The sequence below is a fragment of the Bacillus sp. SA1-12 genome, from assembly GCF_000981385.1.
GTDB lineage: Bacteria > Bacillota > Bacilli > Bacillales > Bacillaceae > Metabacillus.
In genome coordinates, this window is sequence record NZ_LATZ01000120.1 from 284,295 (window position 1) to 306,859 (window position 22,565).

Sequence of the window (22,565 nt, forward strand, 5' to 3'; positions counted from 1 at the left end):
TTGATTTGGTGAGATATCATTCAGAAAACAGGTTTAATTAAAAAACTCAAAGTTTTTGACGAATTCATGACAAAGACGTTCTTTAGGTATAAAAACATTGCTCTTTGCTGTCACTTTATTTATTCTTAAGGAAATCACAACATTTAGGAGTAAATAAACATGAGCAATAATCATTCTGAGAAACAGCGAAATTACAATTCAATAATTTGGTTCCTGTCCATTGTCATTGTTGGTGTGATCGTCGGAACCTATTTTCTTCCGAAAAGCGATACCGGAAAATTATTTGGAATTGATCTAACCGTACTGCCGTTAATGAATGCAATTTTTAATACCTTTACGTTTGTTTTTCTTGTACTGGCGTTAATAACAATTAAGCAAAAAAACATTAAATTGCACCGTCGTTTCATCATTGCAGCATTTACGACAACATTTCTATTTTGTATTAGTTATTTAACCTACCATTCAATGGCTGAATCAACAAGCTACGGCGGTGAAGGATTATTAAAAAATATCTACTATTTTGTGTTAATCACTCACATTTTTCTTGCAGCAGCAATTGTGCCTTTAGCACTTATTACGCTAGGCAGAGGGTTGAATATGCAAGTAGAAAAGCATCGGAAAATCGCCCGTTGGACTATGCCGATTTGGCTTTATGTCAGCTTCACCGGAGTCTTAGTCTATTTTATGATCTCGCCGTATTATTAATAGGCTATATACAGAGAAAAGAGAAAAAGACAGTGCTTAAGGAAAAAGCTCTGTCTTTTTTCTTTTATTTATTAATATTTAAATCGAAATCATGACTATTTAAAGGTGAAGATGACTCGACTCTTTTTTTGTTAATATTTTTCTGCGATCATAAACAAAAAAGAACATCGCCACTCCTAAAATGGCACAAATCATATACATGGTTGAGTATGAGTAAAGATCAGCAATCGGCCCCATGATGACACCACCTAAAGAAACACCGAAATCTGCCATTGCAATAAATAAACCAAGTAATACATTACGATTCATCTGAGGCAGGACAAAGCTTAAATAGGTTGTTAATGTTGGATAGAGGAGTGCCTGAGCCAGTCCCATTAGAATGGCACCGATATAGAAAAAGATGGCTCCACCATTTATAGAAAAGCTTACACTTTGTGCGGATACAGCTAAAAGAAGCATCGTTCCCATCATAAATGATGAATGCCATTTACCGTCTGAAGGGATTTTTTTTCTGAAAGCAAATCGAGCAAAAACGACGGTACCGGCCTGAAGCATGAGATAAATTGCTGCGTTTCCATTTTTTATTTGCATAGCGTACAGTGGAATAAAAGTCGTAATTGCCCCAAATACAAGGGATGCAACTAACATCAAGACGCTGCATTTAAACAAAAACGGATTTTTAAAAAGCTGACCAAACAATTGAAACATATTTGCTTCCTGTTCAGTTTGATTTGAAGCAGGCTGAATCTTCTTTTTTTCTATTTTAGCACTATAGCCCATTCCCCCTGTAAAGGCGGCAATAGCAATCATCACCAATGTAAAAGTATTCATTTCCCCTGCTTGCCAAATGTTTAATGCGAGTAAAGGGCCGATGATACTTGGAATATAAGAAAATAAAGAATAAAGTGAAATGCCCTGTGAGCGGTCCTTCTCTGGCAATGCATCAATAATGCCTATCTGTAAAGCCATAGAAAAAAAGGCTGTCGATACCCCTTGAAGCATACGGGCAACAAGATAGCCTCCTAATCCAGTAATCGTATATAGAATTAAAGCCAAGCCATTGATAATAAGAATAACGCGCAACACTTTTATCGGACCGTGTTTTTGAATAATATGACCAGCCCATGGCCGAAAGAACATTGTTGTAAACAAATAGGCCCCCATAATAAAACCGATTGTTGTATTGCTGGCTCCTAATGTTTTCCCCTGTAAAGGTATAATTACGTTTAATATAGCATTGGCACTAAAATAAAGGAGAACTAACAGATACAAACGTAAAAACGGCCAAGACATCGCTCCACTCAATCTTTTCTCCTCCTAATCTATCACCTTTTGTGAGTTTATCTATTTGATTCAAAAGGTTATTAACATTTCTAATAGTTTTTTAGCATATTCTGACTGAACGTCCTTTAATTGTTCAATGTATACATTCTCTTCAATTTGACCATTTCTAAAGATAATGACTCTGTCGCAAATAAAAGCCGCAGCTTGAATATCATGAGTAATAAAAATGTAACTGATATTGTAGACTTTTTTTAATTCTTTTAATAAATTAAGTACTTGTATTTGAACAGATATATCTAGTGAACTGATTGCTTCATCTAATAAAATACATTTTGGCTCTGTGGAAATGGCTCTGGCAATACACACCCTCTGAACCTCTCCCCCTGATAACTCATGGGGATACTTTTTTTTATAGGTAGGATCTAAACCTACTTGGTGTAATAGAGTATCAACCTTGTTTTGCTTTTCTTTTTGCGATTTTTTTTGACCGTTTAACGGCTCCATAATGGCTTCTTCAATTGTAAAAAAAGGATTTATGGAAGATTTATAGTCCTGGAAAACAGCACTAATGGCACCTAATCTTACTCTATTATCCCGTACATTCTTTCCCTCGAATAAAACCGTGCCATGATCAGGCTTTTCAATTCCTACTATCAAACGTCCCAATGTGGATTTTCCGCTTCCACTTTCTCCGATAATACCAAGGCATTCACCATTCTTGCATTCAAAACTAACATTCTTTAAAACTTGCTGTCGTTCTTTAGAAAACAAACCACCTTTTTTGTAGAATTTCACTACTGAATCAATTTTCAGCAAGATTACTCCTCCCCATCATTTTTTTAAAATGATTACTCAACTCTTCTTTAGTGGATATTAAATATTTTGTATATTCATGTTGTGCATCTGAAAAAATAGTTCGGATATTTCCTCTTTCAATAATCTTTCCATCCTTCATGACCAAAACATAATCAGCAATCCTTTTTACAACACCTAAATCGTGAGAAACAAAAATCATCGAGCAGCCCATTCTTTCTCTTAGATTAATAAATTGTTCAACAACCTCAAATTGTGAGATTGTATCTAAAGCAGTTGTCGGTTCATCTGCGATAATAATGTCGGGCTCTAAAACAAATGCCAAGGCAATCATCAATCGCTGCAGCATCCCGCCTGACAGCTGGTGAGGATACTTATTCATGATCTCTGTGGGATTTTTCAGCATGACACTTTCCATTGCATTGTTCATTTTTGCTTCGATTTCGTTTTGGTTCCAGCCGAAATGTTGAGAAAGGGTTTCCTTCATATGTTGCCCAATCACACAAGAAGGATTAAAGGCACTCATTCCATTTTGCAATATCATACAAAGGTTTCTTCCCCTTATTCTTCTCATCTCTTTTTCAGATAGCTGGTTTATATTTTCTCCATTTAAAAAAATGTCTCCTGATTGGCGAAGCGAGGGATTATTCAATCTCATAATAGACTTGCAAGTCACAGATTTCCCGCTTCCACTTTCACCTACTATGGCCAGACAGCTTCCTTCCTGGAGATTAAATGAACTATTGTAGATAATCACATTGCCGGTCCTAACATCTCGTATATTCAAATTTTCAACTTCTAATATATTCATCATTTATTTGCCACCTCTTTTTCTTGAAACGTCATGTTATAGGTTTCAAGTTTTTTCTCGCGTTTCGTTTTCGAAGTGATTAGTTTAGGATCTAACACAACTTGAAGTGCATCCGAGAAAAAATGAAAAGCTGATACAATAAGAACAATGGCAAAACCAGGTGCTAACATTAGCTCTGGTCTTGTAAACATGACTTCTCTCGCTTCATTTAACATCATCCCCCATTCAGCATTTGGAGCTTGGATTCCCAAACCAAGAAATGAAAACCCTGAAATTTGCAAGATCATTGATCCGATAGAACTGCTTGAAATAACCGCGATATCCGAAAATGTAACAGGAACCAGGTGCTTATACATGATGGTTAGATCACTAATTCCAGCTGCTTTGGAAAATTTCACATAATCTAAATCCGAATATTGCATAACAGACGTCCTGATTACGCGGGTAAACCATGCCCATTTCACTAAAATAAACGCAATCAAAATATTCTCAAGCCCCACGCCTAATATTCCAACAATCGCCAATGTCATAACGTATCCTGGGAACGAAAGCATAATGTCACAAATCCTCATTATCAAGGCATCTACTTTTCCTTTAAAATATCCTGCAAGAAACCCTAAAACAGCCCCAATTAAAACAGATATGAACAAAGCGACTAAAACCCATAAAACGCTGGGCCGAATTCCATATATGATTCTGGACAAAATACATCTTCCAAGATGATCATTTCCTAATAGGTACTCCCACGATGGCGAGGCATATCGAAGGCCCATATTTACTTCATTAGGATCATATGGAGCAAAAAATGGAGCAAAAAGTCCAACAATAATGGTTATAATAATGATTATTAAAGAAATAACAGCTAACTTATCAGTGCTTAAATTTCTCACTATTTTCATTTAAAGACCGTTCCTTATCTTTGGATTCAGGGCAGTATTTAGAATGTCTGAAACCGTATTAAACAATACAAAGGCTGCTGCTAATAGAAGAACGTACGCTTGGATAATTGGAAAATCTCTGCTTAGAATGGCTTTCACACTCAGACTTCCTAAACCTGGCCAGGCAAAAACGTTTTCGATCACAACTGTACTTCCTAATATGATGGGTATAGCCATGCCAAATATTGAAATGGCTACTTGCAATGAGTTGCGTAAGATAAGTATAGTGACCTTCTTTTCTGATAAGCCGCATGCTCTTGCATACAGGATATAGTCCTCATTTAAGTTGCTTAGCATTGAACTTCTAATGTTTCGAAAATAAATACCTGCATAACTGATTGTGATTACAGTAACGGGAAGAATATAGCTTTTATGTGATTCCATCCCGCTTGTAGGTAATAAATCGAATTTGACAGAGAAATACCAAATCAAAATAGAGGCAAGCAAGTAGGACGGCATGGCTGTTAGGAAAAATGAAATTCCTCTTATCGATTTATCGATCATTCTTCCTTCTTTCAATGCACAAATAACACCTAATAATATGGACCACACAATAATGGCCATGGATGATAAGAATGTCAGCTTTAACGTATTTAGAAAAGCGGGACCTATTAATGACCAAACTGGTTTTCCTGTCACGTATGAAACCCCAAAATCCAATTGTAAGGAGGCAATGAGCCAATTAACATATTGGACAATAAATGGTTGATCCATCCCTAACTCTTCTATTGTTTGAGCGATTAATTCATCTGTTATGTTTGGAACACCTTGGGCTTGTAACACCACTTCTGCGGGATCTAAAGGGGAAAGATGAATTAACAAAAACGTTAAAAACGAAATAATTAATAATAAAGGGATGGATATGAATATCCTCTTAATGATGTAATTACCCATAGAAAATCTCCTTTCGAATGAACGATCGATGAGGCTGTCCCAAAAGCTCTGAATCTTTTAAGACAGCGGATCTTTCTATTCAAAATGCATCTGCTCAAATGGCAACTCAAATTGCGTCTGTTTAAATGAGATACCTTTTATATTTTTTGGCGCAACTACCGTGACGCTGCCATTTGAAATAGGAATAAAGACGGCTTCATCATGAACAATCGTCAATATATCTGCATATAGCCCCTTTCGGGTTTCTTCATCGGTGGACACCATAACTTCTTCGATTTTTTTGTATAGTTCCTCTGCTTTGGCAATACCTTTGGTAGTATGTAAATATGAAGCTTCAGAAGTAAAGGCAGCAATTGTACTTTGTGGATCATATGCTAGTCCCCATGTTTGATTGAATAATAAATCATAGTCACCTGTAGATCTTCTATTCGCGATCGAAGTTGACTCCTCACCAATAAGCTCTAGCTGAATTCCTGTCTCTTTTAATGATGCCTGGATAAATTCAGCTTGTGTTTTTTGGGAAGAAGAATTGCTATCATAATAAAGTTTCATAGTTAATTTCTTTCCGTCCTTCGTTCTAACATCTGCCCCATCCTTTAATGACCAGCCAGCTTCTTCTAAGATCTCTTTTGCTTTTTCTAAATCGTATCCTCGATTCTTTAAATCGACTTCGGCATAATTGACGTTAGATGAAAATAATGTATTCGCTGCAGTTTCAGTGCCATTTAATAGATCCTCAGTAATGGTTTCCCGATCAATGGAGTACCAAACCGCTTCGCGAACAGATGTTTCACTAACAGGATTTTCGGTTTTACTACTATTGGCCACAATCATTTTCGTATTCATTGGTTCACTTCTAATAAGCTGGTAATCACCTGAATCTACTAATTGATTCATTGCTTCGACATCAATATTATCTGCCCCTCGATCATCTGTGAAAGCAAAGTTTACTTCTCCTTTTTGTAAGGCTAAAAAGGTCGTTTCTCCTGATGGAAGAACTTTAGATGTAATTTTTTTAATTTTAGGCGAGCCGCCCCAATAGTCTTCATTAGCTCCAAATGTAGCGTACTCGTCTGTTTTATGCTCTTTCAGAATATATGGTCCTGTTCCATGATTACCATTGATGCCATCTTTTGTTTTTTCATTAATAAGATCTTTTGGTGATAGGAATACATAAGGTCTTGTCAACGATAATTCAACCAAAGTGGGGTAATAGGCTTCTGACAGTACTAATTTAACTGTATATTCATCTACTACAACACAGCTTACAATTTTTGTTGATAGCTTAATCCAGGAATGTTTTTTGGAATTTTTTTGTACAGCATCAATATTCTTCTTAACTGATTCTGCATTAAATGGTTCACCATCATGGAATTTTACATCTTTTCTTAAATGAAACGTGTATACTGTTCCATCCTCAGAAATTTCCCATGATTCAGCTAGCAAAGGCTTGATTCCATCTTTTGTATTCTCAACTAATGATTCATATACCATCCCCTGAGCCGCCATTGAACCTGTGTATAGGTGGGGATTCAAATCATTAATGTCTTTGGCTGTTGCATAGACTATTTCTGCTTTCTGCTTACTATCTGAGTTTGCCGAATTTGCAGAACAAGCAACTAAAATAGATAAAACAATAAAAACTAGCGCCGTTAAATGAAATCTTTTACTTATCATGGTCGTCCTCTCCCTATACGTCCTTTAATATCAATACAACTTCATTTTTTGTTGGATCATCTCTATACGCCAACTCTCCCGAATAAATCGTAATCGTTACTATTTAAAAAGTATATGACTCTATTGTTTTATTAAAAGTTCTACTCCAGCGTTTTTCCTGCTATTAATTTACCTATTTCACAGCAGATCATATGCAAATCTTCACCAAAATGTTGAACGACAAATGCATCTGACAGCAATTCTCCCCTGCGAGATTGTGCAACTTCTTCTATTTTACTCTCGTATGTTTTAATAAATTTTTCTATTGTTGGACAATTCAACTCTAAAAAGTTTGCAATTCCTTGGATGATTTTGATTCGATAATAATCTTCCTTAGGCATTCTTGGGATATCCAAATACCCTTCTCTGTTGACAAAAATGTTTCTAATTGGAACTGCGGAAAAATCAAAATATCTTCCTTTCTCATCAGGTTCTGAAAAAGGGTCGATCAGCAAAGAGGTATAGCGTATATACAGTAAATACTCTTGATGGATCGCCTCTAAATTAGTGAAATTTTCTATATCATAACGTGATAAACTTTCTAATCTCACCGGATAATTATCATCTGTCATAAATTGAAGTAAGTTTAACCTGTTTATCCTTATTTTTTCTAATATATTCATAATTTCTTTCCATAGGGATAACATATCTCGAATCAGATATTGCGTAATTGGTCCCTCAGGATAAATTTTATAAACATATTTCTTGGTTTCTATACCGTCGAATATGACATTTAATGAAAAATCATTCATAAATAACGGTGGGTGAACATATAAAGAAATATTCCTCGTCTCTGCCTCAATTGGTGTCCTCATCATTTCAAAAGCAACACCTAGTTTTTCATAACCCTTCACTAGGTTTTCAACATTTTCAGATGGAAAATGTGTCGATCCTATATAAATTTTTTTCTTTACTGCTGTAGTTAACACATGATTAGACGGCCGATCGTGCATCCATCGTGTATCACCAAAATAGGTAGAAAAACTAATGATTTCCGGATTAAAATGAAGTTCTTTCATATAATGACTTATTAAGCTGTTAGAACCGAAAGTTGGAGAAATTAATACAATGCATTTTACTTGTTTAAAAAGCTTATGATTGATCTGTTTTATTACTTCCATATATGCATCCGTTGTGATAGAAAAAATGATGGTATCCCATTCACCCTTAATCGTCACATACCCATTAAAAACTTGATCAACGAAGCATTCACCTTTCATATTTTGGTGCTTTTCATTTTGAATGCTAACCCGAACTAAATGCTCATTTTGCTTTAGTGCATCAAAAAACATTTCTGAACGAACAGATTCTCTCCCAGCAATTCCTACGTAGCTATTAAAATGGTTTTTAAAGTTTACCGCAAGCTGAATAGACGTAGGACCGGTACCTAAAAGTAAGACTCGCTTAAAACCGTTCATTTAATCCTTCCTTTCTCACTAACAAGTAAGCAATGCTTTTTTATACAAAGCAATATCAAACACATGATCAGGACGCAGTATGTTCTCAACAAGCTTCCATTTTCTTTTTTCTACTTCTTTTATCGGATAATTAAATAAGGACTTCAGCTGATTACCATATCTCATCGCAACTACGACATGTTCATTTGTCAATGTATGTAATTGATCCAATATGTCATATTTTTGTTCAACAGTTGAACTAAAAATGATATGAGTCACATCTTTTGTAAAATCCAGATTTTCCACTAATTCTTTTGTTAATCTAATATTTAATCCCTTGCCCAATTTCTCTACTACGTTTAATCCAAGCTGTATGGCCTCTTCATCAATATCAATGCCGACAACCTCTGCTCCTGTTCGCTTAGCAATTAACAATAATGTCATCGGGAATGAACCTGAGCCTACTAATAATACTTTTGATTCAGAAGTAATGTGAAAACTGCCGAATTCTTTTTCAATACATGATTCGATATTTTTGAAGTAATCAGTCATGTCGGCATATCCATTCAATAACTTCAAAGCACGATATTTCTCCATAATAGCCACACAAAGAGCTGATTTTTTTCTTAAATCCGCTACATGCTGATCCACCCAACTTGATTCATGCTGTTCAAGTTGTTCCCACTCTTTTCTATTATTCTCGTTTGTAATAAACTTTGAATAGGCATCTATTAAATTCTCTAACTCTGAACAATGATTGATGGTATGATCGTATTGTCCTGCTAATTCTTCAAATTTCTCTAAAAACTCGCTTAAACATTCCTGAAACGTTTTTAATGCATTCAATCATTTCACCTCACTATATATTGTTATGATTAACATCAATAAAAGCTTTGCCTTGAGCTACAATTTCGACAGCGCCTTCAATACTAAGACTTGTTATTTCCTCGTTATGACAAGTAGCAAAAACATTAATCGTACCGCCGGGCTGCTTAATCTTTGCAGCAATTTCCCCTCTTTTCCTCCAAGCTAGGTATGCTCCAATAGAGGCAGTACCAGAACCACACCCCCTTTCCCAGACCATACTGTCTAAATTTGGGACATAGATTAGGGGAGCCAATTGATAAGAATCCGGATTATACAATAAAATGCCGATCAAGCCAGCACCTAAAGTGACTCCAAGTAACTTTGCCAATGATTGAGCTTTTTCCCTTACTGTCTTACTAAATTCGTCTACTTCTATCACAATATGTATAAACTCTTGATATCTCACGATAATGATATTCACATCACCACCATCATACTTAATTGTTTTCTGTTCTATTTTTTTAGGAATAGGCATAGTAACCTGACAATAAAATTCATCTGAAGTTCTTTTCACTTGACACATAATTAACGATTCTATTCCTGATACCTCTAATAAAATTTCCGTCAAATCATTTTGCTTTATGCCTTTTTCAGCTGCAATCAAGGCTGCCATTGCCATACAAGCATTACCGCAAAACTCACCTCCTGCCATGTGCAGGCGGGCAGCAGCTTCATTGTTTGTCGGTTTTGTTATAAAACCGACTTGCTCAGCGTATACACTGTCATATGACATTATTTTTGATGCGATGTGCTTATACTCTTCAACTAGATAATTACTTTTAACAAGAATGGTCATATTCTGTGTTGGATTTACTTTTATAAAGTCAATTTCCTGTTTCATCACAACTACCTCTACCTTTATTTTTTGTAAATCGTAATGATTACTATTTGTTAACTTTCAAATGAATTATAGCATGTTGTTAGATAATGTCAATAATGGATTTTTTTATTATGGGAACGTGTGTGGTACACAAAGGGCGTGGGTCAGTAACAATACTTTATTTTCACAAAAAAAATACTTACACAAAAAGACCAGATTAACAGTAAGGAAAACACTGTCTCTCTGGTCCTCGATGTACAATATTAAAACTCCTTGTCCACTTTCTATAACGAATTGGATTACTCGTAACGATCAACAAGATGTTTAACCTGCTCTAATTCAGGAAAACTTATTTCCTTATTTCCATATCTAGCTTTATCATACGTTTCAGATAATATTTGCAAATCCTTTTGCTCGGTGGCACTTTTTTTGATTTCATTAACTGTTTCTGTCGGAGTTTGGGAAACATTAAAGTTTAACCCTTGCTTAACCTCATCTAATACCACTTGACGATAAGCAAAACGGACCTTTTCTTTGTCTGATAATTCATCCCATTTTGGTTTTCGGCTAAACAACTTAGAAAAAATTTCTCTGGCCTGATCTTCTTTTCCTCTTCTCCATTTTTTAAAATCGATCAGACTTACCTTCTCATCAATATATTGAATTTCTTCTTCCTGCTCAATCTCCCTTATCTTGAAGATCTGATTCAAGCGTTCGATCAGCCATTTAAGACCTAGTTTAAACAAGCGGCCAAACTTCTTTCCGGCAAAAATAATAAAAAATACAATAGCGACAATTGCAATTCCAAAAAAGAGAACGTACATTAGTTTTTCCATAATGACAGCAAATGCAGAAGGGTCGCCTTTCTCTATAACCGGAAAAACAGCTTCATTTGTTGGTAATGTACTTTCAACAGGCTCATCCTTTTCAAACAGGGATAAAAAAGACAAAATCATAGAAAGGACTGTTGAAGTAAGCTTATAAAGAAAATGTTTTATCGTTTCCAAATTGGATATGGCTGCAATCACAAATAAAATAACCAAAATATAGGCGCGATTCTTGCCTTTAATTGAACCAGTTACAAACGGCTTTTTTTGTTTTGATAGGGTTGATGTTTTTAACATATGGTGATTAGAAAGAAATAAAGTAATTGTGACTAAAAGGATACCGCTCCAGGTGATGATCTCAAGATAAGGATTTAACCTATTTACAAAACGATAAGCGAAAAAAGCAATAAAGTAAATCGGAAACCCGAACATCCATAGGGAAGTAAAACTGATTAAATTCTCTATTTCTCGCTCTGCATAAAGGATACTTCTGTAAAAGATTACACAGTTTGCGAGAAAAATGAGCACATAAGTTAAAAGAGATTCATGAAAAAACGCCGTCACACCTGCATTTATGAAAATTGTAGCTGTCAGATAAACCACTCTCTTTTGGGTACCAGCAATCATCCGAATGAAATATCCTAAAATAAAGAGAAAGGGCAAACTGGCGATCCAAAGATAAGGGTTGGATAAGAAGGATATGGCAATAAACAGAACAAGCGGAAAAATGAGAGTAAGTTCCATCATGCCGTATCCAAACCTCTCAAGAAATCTGTTCATCTTTTTCTTCCCCTTTTCCCATTTTGTCATGGTTAGCGTCAGAATCATCCGTTAGCATAAGCAGTTCAATTTTATTTCCTTGTCTTTCAAGAAGCCGGATTTTTTCTGTGACATTTTCCGTTAGGGTTGATGTAATGATAAGGATATCTGTATTGTTTCGCTGTTCCATGTCTTCCATTAGAAATCGATTAAAGCTCATACTCCTGTCTATGCTTAACTTGGCCATTGTATCAAAAAGGTAGGTCAGCTGCTGCTTTCCACTTGCTGGTTCAATTCTAACCGATAATTTAACATTAGGATCAGTTGATTGACCGAAAGGCTCTATTAGATAGGAGTTACAGCCAAAACCTGTACTTATTCCATTGGATATTGATTGATTAGCAATGGAAGCAGCATAAGAAATTCCTTTTTCAAATAGAGCTTTATTTTGTATCGGCATCCAAATATCCTCTGTTTCATCAAAATTTAAATAAATCATAAGGTGATGATCTGCTGTATAATCTCTTTTTCTAACCTGTAATTGGCCAGTCCGAGCTGTTGCTTTCCAATTGACAGAATTTAGCGGGTCCCCATAGGAATATTCTCGTGCTCCAGCAATGACAAAGGGATCTTCAATGATCCATCTTCGTACCATTATATTGCCGAGCCAGCTATGGGATGGCAAAGGAATATCCTCCATTGCGGTAAGTTCAGGATATACCGTAACAACGGCTTTAGCATCAAATTGCTTAAAGCTTTCACTAATACCAAGTACATCTCCTAGTGTCAAAGAAACTGTTTTAAGCTCATAATAACCTCGTTTCGTACAGCAAACCTTATGCCTTCTCGTTATTTTTTGAAAGGGCAGCATGCTGAATAACGTCCGATGCAGTTCTTCCCTTTGGAAATCGGTCATTTGATTTTGATTGCCTGGAAACTGTAAATGTCGATCAATGTTTGATTCTAATCGTAGCCATGGGATTGGAAGCAGTTTATTATTTACTAACTCATCAACCATTTCAATTTCTTCTCCTGCAAACACTGCCTCTTTACTAAAAACACGAGTATACTTTAATCGTAATAGACCAAATTTGGTAAAAATATAGCTTTGAATGCCGCTGATAAGAAGAGTGATAACAAGAAACCAAGCAATATTCATCTTTGATGAAGCCCCTTCATCAGCTCTTTCTCTGTAGGAACTGGAATTGTATCCAATAGTTCATCTATTATCGTATCAACTCGTTCATTTTTTGCTTTCATCATCGAATGAATAATTAGACGGTGTCCTAATACAGGCTTCACCATAGCCTTGACATCATCAGGACTAACATAATCTCTCCCTTTCAGTATTGCGTATACTTGGACCGCTTTTAATAATGCTTGGCTCCCGCGCGGACTAATACCTAATGCAATGGATGGATGCGATCTTGTTTTTTCAACAATCGTCATGATGTAATCAAGAATGTCATCGCTTACAAAAATGCTGGAATATAGATTTTGAGCAGCAATTATTTCCTCCTTGCGTACTACAGCTGTAATTTCTTCTAGCGGACTATGATCCTTAAACCGCATTAAAATATCGATGCCTTCTTCTTTTGACGGGTAGCCTATATTTATTTTTAGTAAAAAACGGTCGAGCTGAGCTTCTGGTAACGGGAAGGTTCCTTGGTTTTCAACAGGGTTTTGGGTAGCAATGACCATAAATGGACGATCTAGTAGATGTGTCTCACCGTCAATAGTCGTTTGCCTTTCCTCCATACACTCAAGTAAACTTGATTGTGTTCTAGGAGTTGCCCGATTTATTTCATCTGCCAAAAGAATATTCGAAAAAATAGGACCTGGCCGAAATTCAAATTCTCCTTGCTTCTGATTGTAAAAATGGATACCAGTTACATCGGAAGGTAATAAATCAGGGGTAAATTGAATTCGTTTAAATGAGCATGCCAGAGATTTAGCCATTGCTTTTGCTAATAGGGTTTTTCCTGTTCCGGGAACATCCTCTAAAAGGACATGCCCAGATGAGATAAAGGCTACGAGAAGCTGATCGATTTGCTCCTCTTTTCCGATGACAACTTTTTGAATATTTTGCTTTACCTTTGCAGCTACTTCTTGTATTGTGGTTAAATTCATGTCCTTTGCTCCTTTTTTTATTACATTTCTGCTACGAGTTAATATAAAACGTTTACATTATGATTTAGACATCTTCTACTTATTTCCTTTTTATAAGTGGAAATCCATGTAAAAAAAACCGTTCTTTAAGTAAATGAAAATATTCATTTCATATTTTTAAAAAAATAACCAATGCTATTTATGATTATGAAAAAAGGAGAATGATGAAAATGGGCAACCAAAGTGATGGCCGCCAAATTCGCTCAAAGGCTGAAAAAAGAGCAATCGAAAAAGGACAAGAAGTGGACACAAAGGAATTTATCCGAGGTAATGGGAGCCAAAACAACAGAATTCCGAATCGCAAAAATACTTAAGATATCTCATCCTATTAAAAAAGACTGAACCCTATTGCACAATTGAGTTCAGTCTTTTTATCCCAATTTACTTTAAAAGAATATAGTCAATTGCCAGTTGCCATTTTAGATTACTTCCAGCTCGTCCTTTCCGGGTAATTCAGAAATATTGGCATGGGGCTCAGCTTGATACCAATAACTAACGGATGCAATATCATCTTGGAGCGGCAAATATCTGCCCTTAGACCTCCAGCCCAGTGCCTGAATGGTTACTTTTAAATCCTGCTCAAAGCGGATGGGATCCATTATATGCCATCTATACATGCCAAACCTCTGCTGTGATTGGTATAATCCATCCGGTTTAGAAACCTGAGGCAAGCCTAAAAAAGGAGTCGAATAAACGCCGTACTGTCCTTTAGGATGTTCGAAATTCCATGCACCGCCAAAATAATCTTCTGTACCGGTGCCCACAATAGTAGGATGTTCATCGCCATCAAGATAAAACTTTATTTCCCCTTCCCCCCACCATCCATTACTGTTTACTTGCCAAGCTAAATAAGTGCCAACATAATGTCCCTGGCCTTTAACACCATCTAGGATCGTATATACTTCTTTATATTTTAATGGATTAGCTCTTCGCCATTGCGCATGGAAATATGCTGCATGATCTGGAACTTCGGTTAGTGTAAAATTAATTTGATAATACAAAATTGCATCATCATCACCAATATTTTCAATAATCATTTTTGCAGATTTCCTAAATGGCATTTCCCAGTAACTGTTATATCCTCCAGCAGGGTTCACCACAATTGGTAATGAATTGACATTAACTCTTTCTCCCCATCCATTACAGAAAAAATCCCCAATTGGAACATTAACAGATGGGTTTTCCTCCCCATCCCAATAGATTTTTAGGATTAATGTTCGAAAATGTTCTTTTGGACAGGTCATCCACATATGTTGAATGGCACCAGAATCCTGAATATCTGCTATTATAAATTGACTTTGTGCTTTAATAGAAATAGACGGCGATACTTTCCAACCGACCCCTAAATCTCTTGCACACTCTTTACCCGTACCCTCTGTGGCCAAACCCCCTTTGCCTTTCTCTCCTGTGAAATTCTCTGCACTTATTGAACGGCTTTTTGCTGATGAAAGCAAAGAGATGTTATGTAACCCCATACCTAAACCATTAAAAGTTTCCATCTTATTTCCTCCCCTAATTAGACGCTACCTTATACTTTATTATTATAAAAGCGCTTTCACCTAGTCGTCTTTAGCTTGCATTTGCAATCTTTTAACAATAATTGCTTTTGTACTTGATTCTAAAGGAGAGAAAAAAGCTGGACATGGAAATGATCAAATTATTGCTTTATCAATTAGTGTTTTTTCGATAAGATGAAAACTATAAAAGCAGTCGTTATTCTATTGTTTAACATATATTGAGTTTGCTAGAAAGGAGGATAAGGAAATGGAAGTAAAGAATTTCACTCCGTATATTCGTGTTGCTATGGACAGTAAAATTGAATCAAATTTTTATTTTAATCGAGCCATTTTTGATCACGAAATTATTTATTTAAAAGAAGGAGAATTACTAGCAAAGATTGGTGAAGAAACATACCATTGTACTCCAGGGGATATTATTTTCTTAAGACCTCAGCAAAATCATATGTTGAAAACCATAAAAAATAGTCCTATTCATCAACCTCATATCCATTTTGACTTTTATTATCAAGAAGATAGCCCGAATGTAAAGGTTTCATTCAAAAAATTAAATGATATGTCCAAAGCAGAAATGAAATGGCTTCGCGAAGATATCACTCGTCAATGGCCGGTACAAATACCCTCCGTGATAAGATTAAGGAATCCAATTATCATCGAAAATATATTGTATGAAATAATAAATGAATTCGATCAAAAATTACCTTTTTATGAATTAAACATTCAAGGGCTTTTTTCACAATTATGGAGTCATTTATCCCGTGAGTCTCATTGGCAAAAAAATGAGCAGCTCCATAAATATTTGGATAATTTACAAAACGTTAAAGCTTATTTATCGCATCATATTAACCGGGAGGTTTCATTGCAGGAACTTGGTGAAATGTCAAATTTAAGTAAGTATCACTTACTGAGATTATTTAAAGAAGCTTACAAAGTAACCCCTATTAAGTATCATTTAGAAATAAGAGTTGAAAAAGCAAAGGAATTAATTCAGTATTCTAATTTGCCAATAACAGAAATTGCTGCAAAATTTGGTTTTCATTCTGTCCACTCATTTAGTCGCTCATTTAAAAACATAGAAGGTGTGCCGCCAACATTTTATCGGAAAAAAGGATTTTAGATCATTTGATTAATAAGATGTCCAATTTTCCTCAAGTTTTTCATGAGGTATCTTTACAGTAAGCATTGGAAATCAAATTACTTAAAATCAACTACTGGTTTCTTACTAGAAAATTGAAAGTAATGCGAATAAATGAAAAGTCCAAATTAAAAGCCCTTTGTTTAGGCCATGATAATTTGGACTTTTTTGCGTCTCCCTTACTTTTCCGTTATCTAGTAAACGCACTCGGAAGATCAATCGATAATAAGTAAATCGGTCATAGATTTTAAAGAAACATCTGAGTGATTTTTTTCACGTTTAGCAACTATTTGATAATTGGCTTTTCTTATGCTAGTATTCCAAGCTCCTTTTGGTTGATTCTCCATTTGAGCGGCTCATTGTTAACATACCTTTTCAATTCCTCTAACATATATACGCCCATCCTTGCACACTCTTGACCTTTACTTCCAGCTATGTGAGGGGTTAAGATCACATTGGGAAGGGTGTATAAAAAAGATTCAGGTACTGGCGGCTCAGGATTGGTCACATCTAATACTGCCGTTAAGTCTTTTCGGTGTTTTAATACGTCAATCATTTCTTCTTCACGAATTATTGCGCCTCTGGCGGTATTAATAAAGCAGGCATTCTCTTTCATCATTGAAAAATGTTCTTTCCTTATCATCCCTCTTGTTGTTTCAAGCAAAGGTGTGTGAACAGAAACGATATCAGCCTTTCTAAAAATATGCTCGAGAGAACAAAGGGTGACACCAAGATCATAAGCAGTTTTTGTGTCGGCATATGGATCATATGCAATAACATCGACATCAAAATGCTTAAGCAATTCTGCTACTCCTTTGCCGATTGTACTTAGTGAAATCAAGCCTACAGTGCTCTGATAGCCACCTGCAGGATAAAAGGGCTTTGCAGGAAATGTTTTCTTACCCCATATGTCACGGACAATCTGCCACCCACTTTTTAAACAAAATAAAATTTGTGAGAGAGTGAACTCTATTACAGGAATGGCATTTGCCTGGACTGCAGTTGTAATCACAATATTTCGTTTTAAAGAATGCTCTGTCGCAATTTGTTTAATCGAGCCTGCTGCATAAAATAAAACCTTTAAGTTTGGGGCCGCATCCAGAAAGGCTTGATCAAGCCTAGGACCTCCCCAACCAGAAAAGATCACTTCCGCGTTTTGTAAAATGGAGGGATTTTTATTTACCATTTCACACGTTAACGGCGGAGCATAAATATCTGCAAGCTCGGCCATTTGAGTGCGTATATGTTCGGGATAAACGAACTCAAATGACTCCTGATTCATAATGAAAAGTCCCTTTACCATGTCTCTACTCCCTTTTCTTTTCGACTAAATTAATCATGAAGTGCATGATCAATAGGAAACTCTTTTCCAGACCAAGCTTTCTTCTGCGTCCATTCCGTTTCCGGATCACTCCAAAATTGATGTGAAGGTGAAAGTCCTAAGGGAAGAAAAGCGACAGAACATAGATAGGTGCTTCCCGTAGATATGTATGATTCACCGATCCTTGGTTGATGACCGGCAAAGCCGACAGTAAGCCAGCCATCTTTCGTAAAGGTATTTGGCGAGTTTAATGTTCTTTTCATTACAGCAGTAAGGCATGATCGTACCTGTGCTGGGGTAAGTCCTTCTGGCAGATCATTTCGCAGCGCATGGTGGGCAAGACATTGAAAAGCACCACATCGATAAGCAAGCGAACGGCCAACTGGAGGAAATGTCCCTTCTGGAGAAATAAGGCGTTCCTGAATCGCCGCATATCGTTGAGACCGTTTGATGATGATGCTCTTTCTTTTTTGCCAATCGGAATATTCATCCCCGACAGCTTCGATTAAATCAACTAGCATCGGATGGATAACGAAGCTATTATAGTAATCATAATGAAAATCAGGACCGTCACTATAAACCCCATCTCCTAAGTACCATTGGTCTAATTGTTTGATGGCAAAATCGATTCGTACCGGGTCCCAATCCTTTTCCCCAAGTTTAAATAAAGCGGTTTCAATCATTGCTGAGAATAAAAGCCAATTTGAGAAAAATGGTTTCCGTGTTCGTGTAGCTTTCAGCGCAGCGATGACATTTTTCTGCACCCTTGTGTCTAATTTCTCCCAAAGCTGGTTTGGCGCACTGAGAATTGCTTGAGCTAAAAAGGCAGTATCAACAATAGGCTGAAAATCATCGGTAAAATTCATATAATCAGGCGATTGCGGGTCAGTCCCCGCATCGATTGCCTGTCTTGCTAGACTTCGATAATATGAAAGGGCTGCTCCTTCCTCTTCTGCATCATTTTCCAGCCATGGTGCCATACCAACTAACAATCTGGCAAAAGCCTCTAAATGAGTAAATTTTTCCCGGCTGGCACCTGTTTTCATTTCTAGAGGCATGGATGACTTTAGCTGCCTTTTTTCTAATGCTTCAAGGACAGGTGTTGCCAACTGAAGCATCGTGCTGATCCAATAAGATCGGTCGTTTGCGAATTCTTCTCTCATGTAATCCACCTGCTTTCATCGTTTACTTATAGAATATTATAAGTAGTTTCATATACTAAAAGATAGAGAAAATATAAAAAGAAGGAAGATGGCTCCCCCTTCTTAAAAGCGTTTACCTATTCTTCACCCAATCGGTGCTTTCTTTCTGTGCCTTCTCTAAAGCTTCTTCAGGTGTTCTTTTGCCAGTTAATGTTGCTTCTATTTCCGATGTTAAGATAAAGCGCGGCTGTGAGGATCCCCAAGGATATCTTGGTGTCATCGGTGTGCTCATTGCCTCAAATACCTGCAGCATCAATGGTTTTTCTTTGACACTCTCCCACTCAGTCGCCGCTTTTATAGCTGGAACTCCACCAACTTCTTCAAATATATATTTTTGTGTAAACTCGCTCGTCGCAAATTTAATCCATTCCCATGCTAGTTCTTTGTTTTTGCTGTTCTTCGCAATGGCCAGCGGGCTTCCTGCAAATAAGCCTCCTTGGCCATGTTCATTTTTAAATTCTTGAGCAATGGCAATCCGATCGTCTAAGCCTTGGGCATATGTTTGCTTAACTATATCTCCTGGCCCTTGGTTAAGCATAATGGCAATATTGTTATCTTTTGTCAGCCATTTTTCCTGTCCTTGGTTACTAACTAAACCCTTTGGTGCATATTGTTGCATGTCAGCTAACCAATTTAATCCATTCAGCATTTCAGGAGATTGAAAGTTAAACTTCACTTCTTCCCAGGCAAATCCTTCTCCCCAGGAACCGTTTTGCCCCTCTGCTAAATTTACAAGGGTAAAGGCCGAAGACCAGTCTCCGCGGAACCATATTCCGTAGTTTTGTTCACCTGTTACCGGATTTTTACCAGTCATTTTCTTTGCCTTTTCAGCAATTTCTTGCATTGTTGGATGATCTGATAAATACTCTACACCCCAGTCATCAAATATTTTCTTATCATATGAAATAAAACGGGCATCTCCTAAAAACGGCAAGCCATAAATTTGTAATTCATCATCATCTGGACCTAATACCTTCCATCCTTCAACTTGATTATCAATGAATATGTCTAAACTAAACTCGCTATCGTTTTCAATAAACGGTTGTAACGGTTCTAAGACGCCTTGTGGTGCGAAGTCAGCCACACCAGGCATTTGATATACATCTGCTTCATTAGAAGTAATCATTGCTTGAGTTTTTTCGGTGTAACCTTCCCACGGCATAATGATAAACTCAACAGTTGCTCCTGGGTGCTGCTTTTCAAACTCTTCTTTTAAAACCTCTACCCCTTTAATAGAATCACCTGTGATCGGGTCTGTCGACGTTTCCATTGTAAAGTCTCCAATTAACTGCACCTTTATTCTTTGACCGGCCCATTCCCCATCGCCGCCTCCGGCATTTTCTGTTGTTCCTGCTTTTGGACTGCATCCAGTAAGAGCAGCTGCAATCGATAGCAGTGCTATAACCATCATTAAGGTTCCTTTTTGTAACAAGCTTTTCATCCTTTTTACCCCCTTGTTTATCATTCACTTAACAAAAAAACAAACTATTAACTTATTCCCCCTTTACCCCGCTTAACGCGATGCTTTGAATAATGTATCGTTGTAGGAAAAGATACACGATGATGATTGGCAAAATACTAACGGTTGCCAGTGCCATTGTTAATCCCCCTAGGCTTGTTCCATTCTCCAGAGAGAAACTAGCCAGATAAAGAGGAACGGTATGAAGATCCTGATCACTTAACACAACGAGCGGCCACATAAAATCATTCCAGCTCCAAATGAAGGATAAAATGACCATTGTTGCTGCAATTGGCCCGGCAAGCGGCAAATACACACGGAAAAACGTTTTAAATTCACCTGCTCCATCAATTTGTGCAGCTTCTCGCAATGTGTCTGGGAGTTGGTCGAAAAACTGCTTGCAAAGAAAGATTAACATTCCGCTAATGATGGACGGTAAAATCAGCGGCCAATAGGTATTTAATAGATTGACAGAATTAAATAACTTATATAAAGGAATTAGACGGGGTTCCATCGGGATCATTAGGGTACAAAGCACGATCAGAAACAAAACTTTTTTCCCTTTAAATTTCCCTTTCGAAAATGCATAACCCGCTAGCAGCGCTGACGAAACTGAAAGGAAGACGGATATAACCGTGATAAATCCAGAGTTGATATAGGACTGGATTAGACGGCCATTTTCAAAAACAATTCCATAGTTAAAAGGGGAAGGATTTTCTGGTATTAGCTTTGGCGGAAACGGCATTGTCACATTTGCTGTTCGATCGAACCCGACACTTACCATCCAAATAAATGGTGCCATAAGCAAACAGCCGCAAATGAGAAGAATAATAAATTTAACCGCCATAGCAATTCGGTCCATTTTCTGATAAGAAATTTTACTGTTCACAATTGCCTCCTCCTTCCTTTTTATAGTTTCATATTGGATATTTTTAAATTAAGAAACGTGAAGATTAGGATGATTATAAACATGATATAGGTGGCCGCTGATGCAATTCCGAATTCAAATCCTGTAAAGCCTCTTTCGTAAATAAAAGCTCCCATTGTTTGAATCGACCTCGCAGGACTGCCATTTGGCCCGCCTAATACATAAACTTCATTAAAGCGCTGAAGTGCACCTATCCAGCCGGTTATAAGAAGAAAGGCAAAAGTGCCAGTCATGTTTGGAATTGTGATAAATAACCATTGTTGAAAATTGGAGGCTCCATCAATTCTGGCAGCCTCGTACATTTCTGGAGATATAGCCTGCAGATTTGCAATACAAATAATGATAACAAACCCTACCCAGTGCCAGACTGCGAGTAAAATGACTCCCCATTTCGAAGTGGATGGATCAGAAAGCCATCCTGGAGTTGGTAAACCAATGGAACCAAGTATATAATTGACAATTCCCATTTCAGGGTGAAGAACAAAAGCAAAGATCATGGCTGCTGCAACAATAGATGTGATATTTGGCAGGAAGTAAATAACCTTGAAGAAATTCTGGCCTTTAGATGTAGAATTGATAAGTGTGGCAAAGATAAAACCTAATGGGATTGTTATAATAATTTGAAAAATACCGATATAGAAAGTATTCCAAACAGAATTCCAAAAAGGGCCAGACGATAAGACAGATTGAAAGTTTGCCAGTCCAATAAAGTTTTCAATTGTCCCATTGGATTGGTAAAAACTTAATCGGAGTGATTCGAATACTGGATACACCATAAATAATAAAATGCCTAAAAAGCTAGGCAGTAAAAAGAGATACCACTTAAAGCTTTTATTCCAGTTTTTTTGTTTTACTAATTTTATCTCGATCTCAGTTGTTAATTCAGGATTGCTTTTGGTCATTTTAATCTCCTTTCTATTAAAAACAATATTTGCTATATATCATCTTCCCTCCAATATACATGTGAAAAGGATGACAACGCTTACAGATGTAAGTGTGTGTA

21 protein-coding genes are annotated in these 22,565 nt (G+C 36.7%); 3 read left to right on the forward strand and 18 right to left on the reverse strand.

Annotated elements, in window-relative coordinates:
- Positions 1–159 precede the first annotated feature (159 nt).
- Positions 160–705, forward strand: coding sequence for a DUF420 domain-containing protein (locus WQ54_RS23285; protein WP_046587806.1), 546 nt, complete (start codon positions 160–162; stop codon positions 703–705).
- A gap of 99 nt (positions 706–804) precedes the next feature.
- Here WQ54_RS23285 and WQ54_RS23290 read toward each other — a convergent pair whose 3' ends face one another.
- The 12 genes from WQ54_RS23290 to WQ54_RS23345 form a co-directional block, all read right to left on the reverse strand.
- Positions 805–2,010 carry an MFS transporter gene (locus WQ54_RS23290; protein ID WP_046587808.1) on the reverse strand — a complete coding sequence of 402 codons (1,206 nt, stop codon included), beginning with the start codon at positions 2,008–2,010 and terminating at the stop codon, positions 805–807.
- A 48-nt stretch (positions 2,011–2,058) separates the two neighbouring features.
- Positions 2,059–2,805, reverse strand: a complete 747-nt coding sequence (locus WQ54_RS23295; protein WP_046587810.1) for an ABC transporter ATP-binding protein — start codon at positions 2,803–2,805, stop codon at positions 2,059–2,061.
- Positions 2,792–3,613, reverse strand: coding sequence for an ABC transporter ATP-binding protein (locus WQ54_RS23300; protein ID WP_046588054.1), 822 nt, complete (start codon positions 3,611–3,613; stop codon positions 2,792–2,794). Before WQ54_RS23300 ends, WQ54_RS23295 begins: the two co-directional genes overlap by 14 nt.
- A complete protein-coding gene (gene opp1C, locus WQ54_RS23305) occupies positions 3,613–4,512 on the reverse strand; it encodes a nickel/cobalt ABC transporter permease (protein ID WP_046587812.1) in 900 nt (299 codons plus the stop codon). The genes WQ54_RS23300 and opp1C overlap by 1 nt, the downstream gene beginning before the upstream one ends.
- Complete coding sequence (gene opp1B / locus WQ54_RS23310) at positions 4,513–5,445, reverse strand: nickel/cobalt ABC transporter permease (protein WP_046587814.1); 933 nt, start codon at positions 5,443–5,445, stop codon at positions 4,513–4,515.
- A 75-nt stretch (positions 5,446–5,520) separates the two neighbouring features.
- Positions 5,521–7,122, reverse strand: coding sequence for a nickel ABC transporter substrate-binding protein (gene nikA, locus WQ54_RS23315; protein WP_046587816.1), 1,602 nt, complete (start codon positions 7,120–7,122; stop codon positions 5,521–5,523).
- Between the two features lie 140 nt (positions 7,123–7,262).
- Positions 7,263–8,579 (reverse strand): opine metallophore biosynthesis dehydrogenase, encoded by a 1,317-nt coding sequence (locus WQ54_RS23320; RefSeq protein WP_046587818.1) that lies wholly within the window; start codon positions 8,577–8,579, stop codon positions 7,263–7,265.
- A gap of 18 nt (positions 8,580–8,597) precedes the next feature.
- Complete coding sequence (locus tag WQ54_RS23325; RefSeq protein ID WP_046587820.1) at positions 8,598–9,404, reverse strand: nicotianamine synthase family protein; 807 nt, start codon at positions 9,402–9,404, stop codon at positions 8,598–8,600.
- A gap of 13 nt (positions 9,405–9,417) precedes the next feature.
- On the reverse strand, positions 9,418–10,266 hold the full coding sequence (locus WQ54_RS23330) for a diaminopimelate epimerase (RefSeq protein WP_046587822.1): 849 nt from the start codon (positions 10,264–10,266) through the stop codon (positions 9,418–9,420).
- Positions 10,267–10,544: 278 nt separating this feature from the next.
- Positions 10,545–11,852, reverse strand: coding sequence for a DUF4129 domain-containing protein (locus WQ54_RS23335; RefSeq protein ID WP_046587824.1), 1,308 nt, complete (start codon positions 11,850–11,852; stop codon positions 10,545–10,547).
- Entirely contained in the window at positions 11,836–12,990 is a 1,155-nt protein-coding gene (locus tag WQ54_RS23340) for a DUF58 domain-containing protein (protein WP_046587826.1), read from the reverse strand. Before WQ54_RS23340 ends, WQ54_RS23335 begins: the two co-directional genes overlap by 17 nt.
- Positions 12,987–13,961 carry a MoxR family ATPase gene (locus WQ54_RS23345; protein ID WP_046587828.1) on the reverse strand — a complete coding sequence of 325 codons (975 nt, stop codon included), beginning with the start codon at positions 13,959–13,961 and terminating at the stop codon, positions 12,987–12,989. The genes WQ54_RS23340 and WQ54_RS23345 overlap by 4 nt, the downstream gene beginning before the upstream one ends.
- A gap of 209 nt (positions 13,962–14,170) precedes the next feature.
- Between WQ54_RS23345 and WQ54_RS33905 the strand changes: the two genes are divergently transcribed.
- Positions 14,171–14,314: a hypothetical protein gene (locus tag WQ54_RS33905; protein WP_156178100.1), complete on the forward strand. Its 144-nt coding sequence runs from the start codon at positions 14,171–14,173 to the stop codon at positions 14,312–14,314.
- A gap of 105 nt (positions 14,315–14,419) precedes the next feature.
- On the opposite strand, the gene WQ54_RS23350 is transcribed toward WQ54_RS33905, so the two are convergent.
- Positions 14,420–15,499, reverse strand: a complete 1,080-nt coding sequence (locus WQ54_RS23350) for a glycoside hydrolase family 172 protein (RefSeq protein WP_046587829.1) — start codon at positions 15,497–15,499, stop codon at positions 14,420–14,422.
- Between the two features lie 265 nt (positions 15,500–15,764).
- Here WQ54_RS23350 and WQ54_RS23355 point away from each other — a divergent pair, with 265 nt between their 5' ends.
- Positions 15,765–16,634, forward strand: coding sequence for an AraC family transcriptional regulator (locus WQ54_RS23355; RefSeq protein WP_046587830.1), 870 nt, complete (start codon positions 15,765–15,767; stop codon positions 16,632–16,634).
- Between the two features lie 325 nt (positions 16,635–16,959).
- On the opposite strand, the gene WQ54_RS23360 is transcribed toward WQ54_RS23355, so the two are convergent.
- The 5 genes from WQ54_RS23360 to WQ54_RS23380 form a co-directional block, all read right to left on the reverse strand.
- Positions 16,960–17,955, reverse strand: a complete 996-nt coding sequence (locus WQ54_RS23360) for a hydroxyacid dehydrogenase (RefSeq protein ID WP_046587831.1) — start codon at positions 17,953–17,955, stop codon at positions 16,960–16,962.
- 29 nt (positions 17,956–17,984) lie between these two features.
- Positions 17,985–19,136: a DUF2264 domain-containing protein gene (locus tag WQ54_RS23365; RefSeq protein ID WP_046587832.1), complete on the reverse strand. Its 1,152-nt coding sequence runs from the start codon at positions 19,134–19,136 to the stop codon at positions 17,985–17,987.
- 112 nt (positions 19,137–19,248) lie between these two features.
- Positions 19,249–20,616 carry a sugar ABC transporter substrate-binding protein gene (locus WQ54_RS23370; protein ID WP_046587834.1) on the reverse strand — a complete coding sequence of 456 codons (1,368 nt, stop codon included), beginning with the start codon at positions 20,614–20,616 and terminating at the stop codon, positions 19,249–19,251.
- 52 nt (positions 20,617–20,668) lie between these two features.
- Positions 20,669–21,523, reverse strand: a complete 855-nt coding sequence (locus WQ54_RS23375; RefSeq protein ID WP_231597622.1) for a carbohydrate ABC transporter permease — start codon at positions 21,521–21,523, stop codon at positions 20,669–20,671.
- A gap of 20 nt (positions 21,524–21,543) precedes the next feature.
- Positions 21,544–22,464, reverse strand: coding sequence for a carbohydrate ABC transporter permease (locus tag WQ54_RS23380; RefSeq protein ID WP_046587836.1), 921 nt, complete (start codon positions 22,462–22,464; stop codon positions 21,544–21,546).
- Positions 22,465–22,565: the final 101 nt, after the last annotated feature.